This is a genomic window from Vibrio sp. YT-19(2023), from assembly GCF_033337395.1.
Genome location: NZ_JAWOQN010000001.1, coordinates 325,325 through 339,017 on the forward strand (window position 1 = coordinate 325,325; position 13,693 = coordinate 339,017).

The window sequence follows — 13,693 nt, forward strand, 5'->3', positions numbered from 1 at the left end:
TTCGGTTCAGGGCGAGAGCGATCTTGCCCACAAGTTAAGCATTTTGGCTAAATATCAGCTATCTAGCTCATACATAGGCTGCTACAGTTATATCAATATCAATTCGATGTAATAGAGGTAGCCTATGTATCCCCACCTCACTGGTTTAGGTATTCACGACCCTAAGCAGATTGAACGTTATTCCCTACGCCAAGAAGCACACAAAGACGTACTCAAGATCTATTTCCACAAGCAAAAAGGCGAACTGTTCGCTAAAAGCGTTAAATTCAAATACCCGCGCCAAATCAAAAATGTTCTTGTGGACAGTGGCAGTCACAAATATAAAGAAGTAACGGAAATCAACCGTAACCTCACATTAGTCATTGATGAACTGAATAAAATCACTAAGCCAACGAAACAACCTGAGGTTGATGTAAAAGAGAAAATTCTTTCAGACCTTCGTCATTTAGAAAAAGTCGTTTCGAGCAAGATCGCAGAGATCGAAGCGGATCTTGAAAAACTAAAGTAAAACGTTAAGTCTTAAATATTAAAAAGGGTTAGCATTGGTGCTAACCCTTTTTATTTGTACTCAATCATTATCTAGATCTAACTGCGCCGATTATCGGTTCATCCCACTCAAATCGAGTAAACAATTGCTGCCAAGTTTCATCAAGATTGGCCGTCATGACAATCTCTTGATCGGTAAATGGATGGACAAACCGTAACTCTGAAGCATGCAGTAGCAAACGATGAGATTCAAACTCTGTGCGATACAGCTTGTTGTGCTTTCCATCCCCGTGCGTTGTATCACCCACGATCGGATGGCGTAGATGTGCCATATGACGACGAAGTTGGTGCTTACGCCCCGTTTTAGGTTTCATCTCAACTAAGCAATAACGCGTTGTAGGAAATTTACCCGTCGAATAGGGAACCTCCACTTTAGCCAACGGCTTATATTCCGTCACCGCTTCTTGCGCTTCTTTTTCTTGTGAAGCGAACTTATCAGCAATCTTGTCTAACTCCACTTTGAGTGCGTAATCCAAGACGCCCTCTTCCTCAATCCAACCGCGTACTATCGCGTGGTATGTCTTTTCCATTTTATGTTCAGCAAACATCGGCATGACTTGTGATGCGACTTCACTCGACAAAGCAAACACGAGCACACCAGATGTTGGACGATCCAGACGATGCAATGGGAACACATGCTGACCAATTTGGTCGCGCAAAGTTTGCATGACAAATTGAGTTTCGTGTTTATCTAACCAACTGCGATGCACTAACATGCCGGCAGGCTTGTTGACCGCTACAAAATATTCATCCTGATAAACGATCTCCAGCTCAACTGGTTCTGAAGATCGCGCTATTTCTTGTTCTAGCATTCGTTTACTTACACAGTTCGTCAATGGTTCGGATTGTAACAAGCAGCTCTGCGAACTGCGGTTCCTGCTTCCACGCTTCTGAAAAATAGGGCTCGAGAGAAAACCCTCTTGGCAATGGTTGGTTGTTTTCCACTAGCACGTGCATTCTGTCTATAAAGATCCACTGCAACCACTCATGAGGATGCAATGTATCAATCGCAAATGGCTCCACGCTTTGTAAGGCTTGCTCTGAAGGCCTAGTGTGTTGCCACAACTTATGTTCTTTAAGCTGCGTTTCAAGTTGGTGAAGTAAGTCGACCAATTGAGTATTTGTTACCATTAATTCTATCTCGAACCTTGAATTAGCCGAGAATGATACCATTTCTTGTGAAAAGAACGTTAGGACGTCGTATTTAATGGAAAACATTCAAACCCTCACTCAACTGTTGAAAAACAGCCGCTGTGATTATCAAATCTTCGATCTTGGTCGTCGTATCAAAACCATCGCTAAGAAAGAGTTTGCCGATGTAGAAAAAGGTCAAGCACCGTACCCATTCCCAATGCAGCGTAAAGCACACCTTGCCATCGCTTATTGGAATGAACAAAAGCAACCTTGGATTTGGTTTCTAAAGTTTGAATTGGACGAGCGCGGTTTGTTAAAGCAATCAGATATCGGCAATTTCATTAAATACGTAGTGGAAGCCATGGGAACACGCCTCAATGGTGATATCTCTGAAGAGCAACAGCAAAAGCTGTCTAATAACCCATATACGTTCAAACCTTCCGAAGACAAAATGGCCGTGTTTCATAGCCAGGTCCGCGCGAACCTCGATCTTCCTACCAGCCAATATTATGAGCACACTCAGCATTACTTCTCTGGAGGTTTAGGCTGGGATAATTGGCAAACTGTAGGTCTGCAAGGGATCACCGACATGGCCGCTCGTTTGGACAAAGAGCAAAACGGGGTAATGATACGCAAAGCGTTGAACCACCTACCAAATGAGCCACTTTATGCCCTATTAGGTGCGCTTGAGCATGTAGAGCTTCAAGAGCGTTTAGCAGAACGTATCGCGGAAAAGGCACAGCAAGAAATCGCAAGTAGCGAACCTGATCTCTTCCTACTTTCAGCACTTATCCGAGCCCTTGCTGGTGCGCCAACAGAAGTCGCCTCTCCAGTATTAGATGCGATATTGCATAGCCCTCGTTTAAGCCATCAGGAGGTATTGATTGGTGTGGCGGGTCGCGCTTGGCACTTACTCGCCAATGAAAAGGTAGCAGAACAGTTTTTGCTGCGTTTAGCTCAAACCGGTAATCAAGCCCTATTTAATCAGTTATTTGCCGATTTAGTGATGCTGCCAGAGTTAAGGATGGTGTTATTGCCTTTACTGCATTCAAACCCATCAGAGGAACTAGCAAATGCGCTAGTAAGCTTACAACAAACAACAAAAAGCTAAGAAAGGTTCAGGAATGATTGGTGATCTTTTAGCAATTTTAGGGCTCTGCTTTTTCTGTTACCTGTTTTGGCAACAGCGTCGCCAAGCCGAACTCGCAAAAGCAGCCATCACGCGTAAATGTGAGCAATTGGATCTCCAATTAATCAGCATCGCCTTTGGTGCCCATAAACTAAAAACGCCAGACGGAGTCTGGCGTTGGCATACGGTGTATCAATTTGAGTTTTCATCTCTTGGTGACGATTGCTACCAAGGAGAGTTAACCATGGTCGGTTTCAGGCCGCAGAACTTTCACCTACCACCGCATCGCTTGTAAATTCCATTTCAAAGTAAGGACCATATATATCCTTACTTTCTTTTGTTTCAACAAATCCCAGCTTTTTCAGTACTGCCATAGAAGCTTGATGATTGCTATTCACGTTAGCTTTCACCTTATTCAAGCCCAATTCAGGGCACGCTTTGGGGAAAAATGCTTTTAGTGCTTCTGTTGCTAACCCTTTACCCCAATATGATTTATCAAAAATAAACCCTAATTCAGGTTCGGAATCGAGATTAGCAATAAACACGTGCCCCATATAGTCACGACTGGTGCTCTCTAGCACTGCCATACTATAAATGTTCTCATCATCCAGTATTTTCTCAAACATCTGTTTGGCAGACGCAACTGTATACGGACCATTCAATTCAGCACGGTTTTTCGCACAGCAATTCAGCATGACGAATTCTAGTTGCAACGACTCATTGTAGGGTAGAAGAAGCATTCTTCTGGTTACTATGGCCACATCTGTTCCTTGATTACAACAAACTTAATCTATCCGCAGATCACAAACTCGATGAGCTGAACATGCTCAATGATTGCGGGCATAACACCTTGTAGAGAAGCCGAAAGTTAAACCAACTGGTTGGAAAGGATATTGATCTGAGTTGTTTTTTATTAAGTGTTATTAGGAATTTATATATTTTGTGATATTGATATCCCCAAGCAACATCGAGATGCTTAATTCAATGAGAACACTGGATATCGTTTTTATATAAGAAAGACCCCGACACATAAGTATCGGGGTCATGGTCTTACTCGCAGCAGTCCGGCTACTAACAGTGCTCCATGCATCATCCATAATAGTGGCTGATTCCGTCAGCTTATTCCTTACGTCGCCGTCCTAGCGGTGTCCTTATCATCCTGACTGCTAACATTCCTCGTTAGCACACGTCACTTGTTCCTTGAGCGGTGTCCCTTGCATCTTCCTGATGCTGTCCATAACCTCAATCCTAGAGGGTCCATTGTCTATCCTTAGTCATCAACATCCTATTGATGATCGTATCCTTACAATGTCCTACGCTCCATGCTTGATTAATCATCCTGACCAACCAAATCGTCTTCCTGACGATAACCAAATCCTTGGTGCTTTCCTGTTCCATGTCTGCTTCCTGCTGACAACTCTCAATTTACGCCTTTTCCAAAAATAGACAATCTATCCAAGATAAATATTTGGCTCTCACATTGGTTAACAAGTTGTTAAATCATTATTTATCATAAACTTAAGCTCTTTATCTTCTCTTTTCCCGCTTACGAAATCGTTTTCTCTCACAACCTATGTAAGAGATCTCTCACACTACACTCTCCAAAATGCCATTCGCCAAATTAGCGCACTCAACGTATGATGATAGATATATCGTTGTTAAGGATTAAAAATGTTAACTCAAGACGTTACTAAAGAATTAGAAGCGGTAATGGAACAACTGCAACAACAAGGAAAAGAACCAACCGTAGCGTTAGTGAAAGCACGCTTGAAAACGCCCGTCCCAATGCCTGCATTAATCACCGCAATAAAAAGTTGGAAAAGTGCTCAGCGTGTTCCCAAGGTTGAAGTCGCAGCACAAGCGCACACCGATAATGATCGTCTTGCAGCGCTAGAAAGCACGGTGAAAAAATTAGTGGCTCGTATTGAAGAGCTAGAAGCCAAGCTAAGTGAGAAATCATCATGAAGTTATGGGTAGATGCAGACGCGTGTCCAAAAGTTATTCGCGAAACCATTGTGCGTGCCGCCGAGCGTACGGGGATTGAATGTACGTTTGTCGCTAACCACGTTGTCCCTGTGCCGAAAAGAGACAACATCCATTCGCTACAAGTCCCTGCGGGATTTGACATCGCAGACAACGAAATCGTCAAGCGTGTAGAAGCCAACGATTTGGTGATCACGTCAGATATTCCGCTTGCAGATGAGGTTATCTCTAAAGGCGCTCAAGCCCTCAGTTCTCGTGGCGAGCTCTATACAAAAGACACCATCAAAGCTCGCCTAAATATCCGCGACTTTATGGAAACCATGCGTTCAAGCGGAATTCAGACAGGTGGGCCCGCCGCGCTTTCTCAAACCGATCGACGCGAATTTGCAAACCATTTGGATCGTATTTTGGCGAAATTTAAGAAGTAACCCTCACTCTATTCAAATTGAGCCAGCAAATAAAAGCCTGGCTCATTCCTGAAAATTCATTCTCAGCATTGCACCCAAAGCGTGCTCTTACTCCCATTTGTTTTGTTCTGTTTATTTTTCATCTCGCTCACCATAGCTTCAATATGCAACGTGGTTTATTTTGAACGACGTTTTTAATAAGTGTATAGAGAATAATGGGCTTTAACATCGTTTCCAGTGGAAGCTACCTGCCAACGAATCAATGGTCTGATCGAGAGATGGATCACTTCCTAAAATTAGCGCCAGGGACCTGCCGAAATAAATTCGACGTTGAATATCGTCATGTAGCCAATACAAAAGAGACCGCTATTTACATGGCGGTGCAGGCAATAGAGCAGTGTTTAGGAAACACATATACCTTAAGCTCCGTTGATCTCCTTATCTACGCTAGCGGTACACACCACCAGTCTCTACCCTACGACGCTTCAGCGGTTCTCGCCGCGTTAGACGCTCCAACATGGCTAGAAAGCTTTGATTTGAACAGCACCTGTTTATCCTTTCTCTCTGCGCTTGATCTTGCTCAGAGTCTATTCTTAGCAAAACGGTACCGTCGGATTCTTATTGTCACCAGCGAACTCGCCACTGGCATCACACTGAATCGAAATTTTACGCTCAAACCAGAAGTTGCAACCTTATTCGCGGACGGTGCCGCCGCATTTTTGCTCGAAGAACACAACGATGATGGATTGCTCACCAGTCACTTTGAAACGCATCATACCGGGTATTCACTTTGTCAAATTAAGGGCGGAGGTAGTCATATCAATCCGCATACCTCCGAGCATCAAGCCTATTTAAAAAGTTGCCAGTTTGAGATGGAGGGCAAAGCACTCTTTAAACATGTGCGTAAAGCCTTACCAGCGTTTCTAAAAAAAGGGTTTGACGCCTCTCCGGTAACACTCGGCGATATTGATTATTTTCTTCCTCATCAAGCCAGCGCGCATGGATTAAAAAAACTGCCTTCACTCACCGGGCTACCAACAGAGAAAACCGTTAATCACTTTTCGACTTTGGGAAACCAAGTCGCCGCCTCACTCCCAATTAACTTACACTGGCTGCGTAATCAGCCAGAAACCGCAGGAAAACATGTGTTATTAGCTGGCACCGCCGCAGGGTTGTCGCTAGGGATGGGAGTGCTAAAACTATGAAGATATTGGTCACTGGTGGCAGCGGGATGTTGGGTAGCGCAATTCTGAGAATGTTTCACCAGCAGCATGAACTGCATTTTATAGCACGAAATACAGTCATCGCTAAACAACTCGCCGAGCAATTCGATGTTATCCCCCATATAGTCGATTTAAGAGACCACTCAGCAGTTCATGCGGTATGCCAAGGTATGGATGCAGTCATCCATTGTGCCGCTCTCTCAAGCCCATGGGGAAAGTGGCAGGCGTTTTATCAAGCCAATGTAGATGCCACCAAAAACCTCGTCAATGCGGCTAATACGCATCGAATCTCGCGTTTTATCCATATTTCGTCCACCAGCGTCTACTTTGACCATCAAGACCGTTGGAATATTAGAGAAACCGACGCCATAGCTTCATACTGGTGTAATGATTACGCACACACAAAATATCTATCAGAAATTGAAGCCGTAAAAGGTCGAAGTAAAGCGATCATTTTAAGACCGCGTGGCATTTTTGGACCCAATGATCGCGCGATTATCCCAAGAGTGCTTAAGGCGATAAAAAACAACACTCTGCTTCTGCCATCGGGTAGAAATCCTGTGGTTGATCTGACCTATGTCGACAACGTTGCCCATGCAGCGATGCTCGCTTGCACTCAGGCAGACCGACTTCAGCATGGTGATGTGTTCAACATTTCCAACAACGAACCAATGCCAATTGAGACTGTTCTGCAAGCTTTATGTGAGGGGTTAAACCTAAAAGTAACGTTACAATCATTACCATACGGTGTGGTATCACCATTATTAAAGCTCAGTGAGCAAATACGAAGGCACTTACCACATCAGCCAGAACCAAGGCTCACCTCATACAGCGCAGGATTGTTTAACTATCATCAAACTCTGGATATCAGCAAGGCTAAACAAACACTGAATTACCAACCGCTTTTTTCAATTCAAGAAGGAATACAGCAGTATGCAAACTGGTCTAAAAATAAAAATCTTTGAGGCTGGACACTGCGTACACCCAGGCTTTGTTGTCAAACCAGGTTCTGGTATCAAGCCTAGAGCATTTCCGGCAGCCGTTGCGTTAATTCAGCACCCAACACAAGGCAACATCCTGTTTGACACGGGATATCACGAGCATTTTTTTAGCGCGACTCGTCCCTTCCCTGAACGTTTTTATACTTGGACAACACCTTGTCGCTATAAAAAAGAACACGGAATTGTTGCGCAGTTAGCAAAAGAAAGTCTCAAACCTCATGATATTGAACACTTAGTGCTCTCCCACTTCCATGCTGATCACATTGCTGCCGTGTCTGAGTTTTCCCACTCTCAATTGCATTGCCAACAAAAAGGGGTAGATGCAATTACTAAAAGTGGTCGACTTGGAGGCGTAAGAAAAGGATACCTAAAAGCTCTACTTCCTCCACAGCTTGAACCTAACTTATTCATTCATAGTGATTTTTCTGTACCAATCAGCCAAATTCTTCCTCAGTGCCAAGGTGTTAATTTGCTCTGTAAAGACATGTTCGACGATGGATTTATTTATATGGTTAGCTTGCCAGGCCATGCAGCTGGCCAAGTGGGCTTGCTAGTTAAAAGAGACCAAAGTTGGCTGTTCTTACTCGCCGATGCATGCTGGTTAATCGAGAGCTTGAGTGAAAATATCGATCAACATTGGCTGGCGAACATGCTTTGCGATGATACAAAAGCCTATAAAAACACCCTCTCCGAGTTGAGAAGTTGCTACCAACAAACCCACCACTTTGTTCGCTTCGTGCCTTCACATTGTCAGGAAACTATCCAGCAGCTAATCAAAGAAGGATGGATGAAGTGAGAACGCTTATCTCAGAATTCTGGCGAACCCGCTACCGCCCCTTCGGCTCAAGGGAACAAGTCGAAACATGGCAGCAACAACACTTAACGCAACACTTGGATTGGGTATGCCGTCATTCACCGTATTACCGCTCACTTCAAGGTGCACCACTCAGTGATTTCCCTATCATGAATAAGCAAACCATGATGGAGAACCTCTCGGAGTTGAATACGAAAGGCTTAGATGCTGAACAGCTAATGCAACAAGCACTCGACGCAGAACAGTCACGCAACTTCGCCGCTTCGAAAGTTGGCGATGTTACTGTTGGGCTTTCTTCGGGCACATCAGGCATGCGCGGGTTGTTTCTTGCTGACAAACAGGAAACACAACTATGGGCTGGCAATATATTGGCTCGCCTGTTGCCCAACCTATGGCAAAAACACCGAATTGCTCTAGCCTTGCGCGCCAACAGCCCACTGTATAAATCCGTCGCGAAAGGGCCTGTAACATTTTTTTATGCCGATTTAACCAAACCTTACCAAGAATGGATAAAAGAGCTGGGTGAGTTCCAACCCACGCTTTTGGTTGGTAGTGCGCAAGCTCTTCAGCTCTGCGCCCAGTTCAGCGGTCAATTTGGTCAACCCGCAATTCAACCACAGCGGATCATTTCTGGTGCAGAAGTCCTAACCGAGAGTGACCGTCACTTTATTTCTCAACGGTTCGACAGCGAACTCCATGAAGTCTATCAATGTACTGAAGGTTTTCTTGCATGTACGGATCAGCATGGACAAATGCGCTGGAATCAAGATGTTGTTTACATCGAAAAACATTGGCTGAATACCGAACGTACTCATTACAGCCCAATCATTACCGATTTTCGTCGTAAAACTCAGCCAATTATTCGTTATCAGCTCGACGATATTATTGAGAATAAACAGGATAATGGCGTATTTGAACCTCTTGGCGCAATTGCCGGACGATGTGGTGATCGCCTCACGCTAAACGCAAACCACGTCCCAGTGACGGTGTTACCAGATCTCATCTACCGCGCTATAACACTATCCGCCCAAAGTCGCGTGGATTACCGAATCACCCAAACAGGGTCACAAGCCATTCAAATTGAAGCGGATGTTCACCACCATCGGGTTATACATCAAGCCTTGATAAAGTTGTTTGACCAATTGCGGCTTGATCCTGTCAGATTTAGTTACCGCCCTGCGCCTATTTGGACGCCAATGAATAAACAACGACGTGTGGTGAACATATGCGGGTCTTAATCACCGGAGCCCGATCACCAGTTGCACTAGAGTGGGCAACCATGTGTATGCATCATGGACATGACGTAACTCTCACCGATTCGCTAAAAAAACCTCTAGGATCGTTTTTGCGAGGCATCGAGTCTTATATCCCCACCGCTTCGCCTCGATTTGCGTTTCCCACCTATCAACAGCAGATCCTAAAAATCATTACTCAGATGCGTATTGATATGGTGATACCCACTTGTGAAGAAGTGTATTACTTGGCTCATGTTGCCAAACAATGCCCAGAAGTAGATTTTTTTCTGCCCAATGTGGGACTACTCAATGCCCTGCACAACAAGTTGACCGTCTTTGAACAGCTTCAAAGTTTGCCAGAAATCACACTTCCAAAAACTCGTTTGGTCGCTGATAAAAGTGAGATTGAAATTAATAAGAGAACCGTTCTAAAGCCCGTTTACTCTCGGTTTGGCGGGCAAGTCATAAGAGATGTGACAACTCAGTCTATTTCTGCCGCCACGATATCGCCCCTTTACCCTTGGGTTCAGCAACAAAAAATCCATGGGACTCCGGTGTGTAACTATGCCATTTTTGAACATGGTGACCTTAAAGCACACCAAGCTTATGTGCCGAAATACTGTGTAAACGGCTCGGCCGCCAGTGCTTTTCAGCCGATCTCGTGCGAACGACTAGATACATTTATCGCAGCTTTTGGTAAACGTCATACTTATCATGGGCAAGTGTCGTTTGACTTCATCAAATCACAAGATGAACTCTACGTGATTGAATGTAACCCAAGAGCCACCAGTGGTTTGCACCTACTCTCGTCTCGATGCAACCAACTGCTTCCTAATATGGAGTTTACCAGTCCTTCCAAGCAGCGATTGCATCATTTAGGTCCAATAACACTCATCGCGGCAGGTGGATTATCCCTGTTCAAGGCTCGAACTTGGCAAGATTGGTGGTCTGGAGTGAATGTGATGCAACAGCATAACTTACCGGCCGGGAGCCAAATCCGGAGTATGTTTGAATTACTCCGGTTAGCTAGGCAGAACAAGACGAAGTGGAGCGACGCTTCTACCGTTGATATTGAGTGGAATGGAGAGGCATTGAACTCATGACACTTTCCTCTCAAGAATGGCATAAAACTTTTTTCACTCTTATGCAGTCGAATCCCATTGATGAATGCACAGCAAGCTTTGGTTGCTACTATATCGATGATGTTGCCATTCCCTACTCCGTAACACCAAAAATACCAAACAACTGTTATGCCGTGTCCCCTATGACACTGCTTAGTGGCTACGCCGAAGAAGAGCTTCACAAAGTCAAAAATGTGGCTGTTCGATGGGTATGTAAGTTACTTATTAATATGACTAAACCAATCTTATCACTGGCTGGATTGGATCAAGTCCAAACGCTCAACAATCAGTGCTTGTCCACCAATATGTATAGCGAACAATGGGCAGCCTTAAATCTCGATGAACTGCGTCGCGTCGCACTCGATCAATACCCCACCTTTCCCTTGGTGCTTCGCTCCCTCAACCAGCGTCAGCATTTACACTTAATTCAGCGATTGAAGCAGCCAAAATGGCAAAGCTTGGTAACACGACAAGTGTATTTACTTGATGATTGGCAAGCGTTCAGCTTCAACCGAGATTTAACGAAAGACTTCAAACTGCTTAATGATAAAGATTGGCAGTTTAGGCCACTGACCACTGATGAAGAGTTTCAGCGTGCCAAAGAGTTATATGACATGCTTTACCTTGATAAATACAGCCTCAATAACATACAGTTTTCAACCCAATATTTAAAACAGGCGAGCCAGAACAAATTAGTACAGTTAGTGGGACTGTTTTATCAAGAAGAGATGCTGGCTACGTTAGGCATTGTAGAAATTGATAATGATATGACTTGCCCAATTTTTGGCTACGATACCAATAAGCCACAACGCCTCGCATTGTATCGTCGAATATCGGCCTATACCATCCGCCACGCAATGATATTCCAGCGTCGCTTTAATATGAGCTCAGGTGCTCCGGCTTTTAAACGCAACAGAAAAGCCCGGCCAGAAATTGAATTTAGCTATGTTTATATTGCGCACTTACCTTGGTACAAACGCATAATTTGGAAAAGCTTATGCTGGCTCACTCAGCACTTTTATCGCCCTTTGTTGATGCGTTTTCAGCTATAAACCGACATCTATAATCAGGTAAGCCTGCGTACACAGTCTCAATCGATAAAAAAGCCTGCGACGTTCGCAGGCTTTTTATAATGGAGCTGTGTGAGGTAACCGTTTTCTACGGTGTGTAGTATGTTGCTGCGCCAGGGCCTACTGGTAAACCAAATACGAATACCCATAGGTAGAACAGCACACTCCAACCTACAATGAAGCAGATTGAGTAAGGTAGCATGGTCGCGATCAGCGTACCGATACCTAAGTTCTTCATGTAACGAGTCGCTACGGCAAGAATCAAACCAAAGTAGCTCATCATTGGAGTAATGATGTTTGTCGTCGAGTCACCAATTCGGTAAGCAGCCTGAATCGTTTCCGGTGCATAACCAACAAGCATCAACATAGGAACAAAAATCGGAGCCGTTACTGCCCACTGTGCCGATGCCGAACCAATCATTAGGTTGATAAATCCACACATCAGGATGAAGGCAAAGAACAACATTGGGCCAGTTAAGCCAATTTCTTGCAGGAAGCTAGCGCCAGCAACCGCGAATACCTGACCGAAGTTAGTCCATTTAAAGAAAGCAACGAACTGAGCCGCAAAGAAAACTAATACAATGTACATGCCCATAGAAGACATAGATTTCGCCATTGCATCAATTACATCGCGATCCGTCTTCATCGTGCCAACAACTTTACCAAACACAAAGCCTGGAATAGCAAAGAACACAAAGATGAATGCCACGATACTTTTCAGGAATGGTGAACCTGCAATTGTACCTGCATCAGAACGTAGAATGCCGTCTTCTGGAACAACCGTCCAAGCAAGCAGCGCTGAAACAACCAGTACAGCAACACCTGCTAGTTTTAGGCCTTTCTTCTCAATGTCTGTTAAGCCACCCATTTTGTCGTTCGACAAATCTTCTGAGGCTTCTTCTTCACTGTATTTGCCAAGCTTTGGCTCAACAATTTTTTCAGTAACAAACGCACCTGTGATTGCAATGAAGAATGTCGACACAAACATGAAGTACCAGTTAACTTCTGGACCAACAGTGTAAGTTGGGTCAATCATTTGCGCCGCCGTTTCAGTAATGCCTGACAACAGCGGGTCAACCGTACCAATAAGTAGGTTTGCTGAGTAACCACCAGATACACCAGCGAACGCCGCAGCAAGACCGGCAAGTGGATGACGACCTAAAGAATGGAACAGCATTGCAGCCAGTGGAATAAGTACCACATAGCCAAGCTCTGATGCCGTATTTGAAATGATACCCGCGAAAACGACCGTCACTGTTACCATGCGTTGAGATGCACCCATTACTAAGCCACGCATTGCTGCAGATAGCAAGCCTGAGTATTCAGCAATAGCAACACCCAACATCGCAACCAATACCGTACCCAAAGGTGCAAAGCCGACAAAGTTTTTCACTAGATTGGTAACGATTAGTTCAAGGCCATCAGCGTTAAGCAAGCTAACGACATGAATCATGCCATCCGCGGCACGACCTTTTGCACCCTCAGGACGAGGATCAACTACGGAAACTTCGAAGTATCCTGCAATACCCGACATCACCAGAATGGCTAAACAGAAAATGGCAAATAGTGTGATCGGGTGGGGTAATAAGTTCCCCAAATATTCGACAGTATCCAAAAAGCGCGTAAACAGCGGCTTCTTAGGCGAGTTTTGTTTAATTGAATCAGATGAACTCATCTGTTCCCTCCTTGTTTTTATTCCTATGCAAATGTGACAAAAATGTCAAAAAGCATGCGAAGGGTACTTGAGTAGAAGGTCAAATAAAAGCCCTAAATGTTACAAACTGTGACGAACAGAGGCATTTATAACCAACATTGAATAAAAATGTAGATATTTCATCCATGTAAGATAATTAACTCAACATTATCAATTAAACAAAACCATAAGTTAGATATATGCAGGCTGATTACTTTTGCACAGCTTTGAATCTCGGGTTCGTTTTACAAATGACATAAAGACGCCCTCTCCGTTTTACAATCTGACAATCCGGATGACGACTTTTTGCACTTTTTAATGATTTTACTACCTTCAT

At 44.2% G+C, this 13,693-nt stretch carries 16 protein-coding genes; 11 read left to right on the forward strand and 5 right to left on the reverse strand.

From position 1 onward, the window contains the following. The first annotated feature begins 124 nt into the window (after positions 1 to 124). Positions 125 to 508, forward strand: a complete 384-nt coding sequence (locus R7E78_RS01515; RefSeq protein WP_005380322.1) for a DUF3461 family protein — start codon at positions 125 to 127, stop codon at positions 506 to 508. Between the two features lie 67 nt (positions 509 to 575). On the opposite strand, the gene truC is transcribed toward R7E78_RS01515, so the two are convergent. Together truC and R7E78_RS01525 are read right to left on the reverse strand one after the other, a co-directional pair. Then, positions 576 to 1,358, reverse strand: a complete 783-nt coding sequence (gene truC / locus R7E78_RS01520) for a tRNA pseudouridine(65) synthase TruC (protein WP_262640575.1) — start codon at positions 1,356 to 1,358, stop codon at positions 576 to 578. A 4-nt stretch (positions 1,359 to 1,362) separates the two neighbouring features. Then, complete coding sequence (locus tag R7E78_RS01525) at positions 1,363 to 1,677, reverse strand: YqcC family protein (protein WP_005391784.1); 315 nt, start codon at positions 1,675 to 1,677, stop codon at positions 1,363 to 1,365. A 76-nt stretch (positions 1,678 to 1,753) separates the two neighbouring features. Here R7E78_RS01525 and R7E78_RS01530 point away from each other — a divergent pair, with 76 nt between their 5' ends. Then, positions 1,754 to 2,791, forward strand: a complete 1,038-nt coding sequence (locus tag R7E78_RS01530) for a DUF3549 family protein (protein WP_203346014.1) — start codon at positions 1,754 to 1,756, stop codon at positions 2,789 to 2,791. Positions 2,792 to 2,804: 13 nt separating this feature from the next. Continuing rightward, positions 2,805 to 3,104, forward strand: a complete 300-nt coding sequence (locus tag R7E78_RS01535; protein WP_005380315.1) for a DUF3301 domain-containing protein — start codon at positions 2,805 to 2,807, stop codon at positions 3,102 to 3,104. Here the strand turns inward: R7E78_RS01535 and R7E78_RS01540 are convergent. Next, on the reverse strand, positions 3,064 to 3,549 hold the full coding sequence (locus R7E78_RS01540) for a GNAT family N-acetyltransferase (protein ID WP_262640592.1): 486 nt from the start codon (positions 3,547 to 3,549) through the stop codon (positions 3,064 to 3,066). The genes R7E78_RS01535 and R7E78_RS01540 overlap by 41 nt on opposite strands. 931 nt (positions 3,550 to 4,480) lie before the next feature. On the opposite strand from R7E78_RS01540, the gene R7E78_RS01545 reads away from it, so the two are divergent. The 8 genes from R7E78_RS01545 to R7E78_RS01580 all read left to right on the forward strand — a co-directional run bounded on the left by R7E78_RS01545 (position 4,481) and on the right by R7E78_RS01580 (position 11,645). Continuing rightward, on the forward strand, positions 4,481 to 4,774 hold the full coding sequence (locus tag R7E78_RS01545; RefSeq protein ID WP_012841496.1) for a hypothetical protein: 294 nt from the start codon (positions 4,481 to 4,483) through the stop codon (positions 4,772 to 4,774). Further along, complete coding sequence (locus tag R7E78_RS01550) at positions 4,771 to 5,220, forward strand: YaiI/YqxD family protein (protein ID WP_005380310.1); 450 nt, start codon at positions 4,771 to 4,773, stop codon at positions 5,218 to 5,220. The genes R7E78_RS01545 and R7E78_RS01550 overlap by 4 nt, the downstream gene beginning before the upstream one ends. 194 nt (positions 5,221 to 5,414) lie before the next feature. Beyond that, complete coding sequence (locus R7E78_RS01555) at positions 5,415 to 6,404, forward strand: ketoacyl-ACP synthase III (protein ID WP_262640576.1); 990 nt, start codon at positions 5,415 to 5,417, stop codon at positions 6,402 to 6,404. Continuing rightward, complete coding sequence (locus R7E78_RS01560; protein ID WP_262640577.1) at positions 6,401 to 7,387, forward strand: NAD-dependent epimerase/dehydratase family protein; 987 nt, start codon at positions 6,401 to 6,403, stop codon at positions 7,385 to 7,387. Before R7E78_RS01555 ends, R7E78_RS01560 begins: the two co-directional genes overlap by 4 nt. After that, positions 7,356 to 8,219: an MBL fold metallo-hydrolase gene (locus R7E78_RS01565; protein WP_262640578.1), complete on the forward strand. Its 864-nt coding sequence runs from the start codon at positions 7,356 to 7,358 to the stop codon at positions 8,217 to 8,219. The genes R7E78_RS01560 and R7E78_RS01565 overlap by 32 nt, the downstream gene beginning before the upstream one ends. Then, positions 8,207 to 9,475, forward strand: coding sequence for a F390 synthetase-related protein (locus R7E78_RS01570; RefSeq protein ID WP_262640579.1), 1,269 nt, complete (start codon positions 8,207 to 8,209; stop codon positions 9,473 to 9,475). Before R7E78_RS01565 ends, R7E78_RS01570 begins: the two co-directional genes overlap by 13 nt. Continuing rightward, positions 9,463 to 10,575 carry an ATP-grasp domain-containing protein gene (locus R7E78_RS01575; protein ID WP_132936891.1) on the forward strand — a complete coding sequence of 371 codons (1,113 nt, stop codon included), beginning with the start codon at positions 9,463 to 9,465 and terminating at the stop codon, positions 10,573 to 10,575. Before R7E78_RS01570 ends, R7E78_RS01575 begins: the two co-directional genes overlap by 13 nt. After that, positions 10,572 to 11,645, forward strand: coding sequence for a hypothetical protein (locus tag R7E78_RS01580; RefSeq protein ID WP_053304076.1), 1,074 nt, complete (start codon positions 10,572 to 10,574; stop codon positions 11,643 to 11,645). Before R7E78_RS01575 ends, R7E78_RS01580 begins: the two co-directional genes overlap by 4 nt. 106 nt (positions 11,646 to 11,751) lie before the next feature. Here R7E78_RS01580 and R7E78_RS01585 read toward each other — a convergent pair whose 3' ends face one another. Then, the gene (locus R7E78_RS01585) at positions 11,752 to 13,338 is read right to left on the reverse strand and encodes an AbgT family transporter (RefSeq protein ID WP_005380301.1); all 1,587 of its coding nucleotides are present in this window, start codon (positions 13,336 to 13,338) and stop codon (positions 11,752 to 11,754) included. A 229-nt stretch (positions 13,339 to 13,567) separates the two neighbouring features. Then, positions 13,568 to 13,693 (reverse strand): type B 50S ribosomal protein L36, encoded by a 126-nt coding sequence (gene ykgO, locus R7E78_RS01590; protein ID WP_005380299.1) that lies wholly within the window; start codon positions 13,691 to 13,693, stop codon positions 13,568 to 13,570.

Coding starts and splice junctions, on each gene's coding strand:
- R7E78_RS01545 (WP_012841496.1), top strand. CDS start 4,481: ATGTTAACTCAAGACGTTACTAAAGAATTAGAAGCGGTAATGGAACAA.
- R7E78_RS01525 (WP_005391784.1), bottom strand. CDS start 1,677: ATGGTAACAAATACTCAATTGGTCGACTTACTTCACCAACTTGAAACG.
- R7E78_RS01535 (WP_005380315.1), top strand. CDS start 2,805: ATGATTGGTGATCTTTTAGCAATTTTAGGGCTCTGCTTTTTCTGTTAC.
- truC (WP_262640575.1), bottom strand. CDS start 1,358: ATGCTAGAACAAGAAATAGCGCGATCTTCAGAACCAGTTGAGCTGGAG.
- R7E78_RS01560 (WP_262640577.1), top strand. CDS start 6,401: ATGAAGATATTGGTCACTGGTGGCAGCGGGATGTTGGGTAGCGCAATT.
- R7E78_RS01565 (WP_262640578.1), top strand. CDS start 7,356: ATGCAAACTGGTCTAAAAATAAAAATCTTTGAGGCTGGACACTGCGTA.
- R7E78_RS01580 (WP_053304076.1), top strand. CDS start 10,572: ATGACACTTTCCTCTCAAGAATGGCATAAAACTTTTTTCACTCTTATG.
- R7E78_RS01550 (WP_005380310.1), top strand. CDS start 4,771: ATGAAGTTATGGGTAGATGCAGACGCGTGTCCAAAAGTTATTCGCGAA.
- R7E78_RS01575 (WP_132936891.1), top strand. CDS start 9,463: ATGCGGGTCTTAATCACCGGAGCCCGATCACCAGTTGCACTAGAGTGG.
- R7E78_RS01555 (WP_262640576.1), top strand. CDS start 5,415: ATGGGCTTTAACATCGTTTCCAGTGGAAGCTACCTGCCAACGAATCAA.
- R7E78_RS01585 (WP_005380301.1), bottom strand. CDS start 13,338: ATGAGTTCATCTGATTCAATTAAACAAAACTCGCCTAAGAAGCCGCTG.
- R7E78_RS01515 (WP_005380322.1), top strand. CDS start 125: ATGTATCCCCACCTCACTGGTTTAGGTATTCACGACCCTAAGCAGATT.
- R7E78_RS01540 (WP_262640592.1), bottom strand. CDS start 3,549: ATGCTTCTTCTACCCTACAATGAGTCGTTGCAACTAGAATTCGTCATG.
- R7E78_RS01570 (WP_262640579.1), top strand. CDS start 8,207: ATGGATGAAGTGAGAACGCTTATCTCAGAATTCTGGCGAACCCGCTAC.
- R7E78_RS01530 (WP_203346014.1), top strand. CDS start 1,754: ATGGAAAACATTCAAACCCTCACTCAACTGTTGAAAAACAGCCGCTGT.
- ykgO (WP_005380299.1), bottom strand. CDS start 13,693: ATGAAGGTAGTAAAATCATTAAAAAGTGCAAAAAGTCGTCATCCGGAT.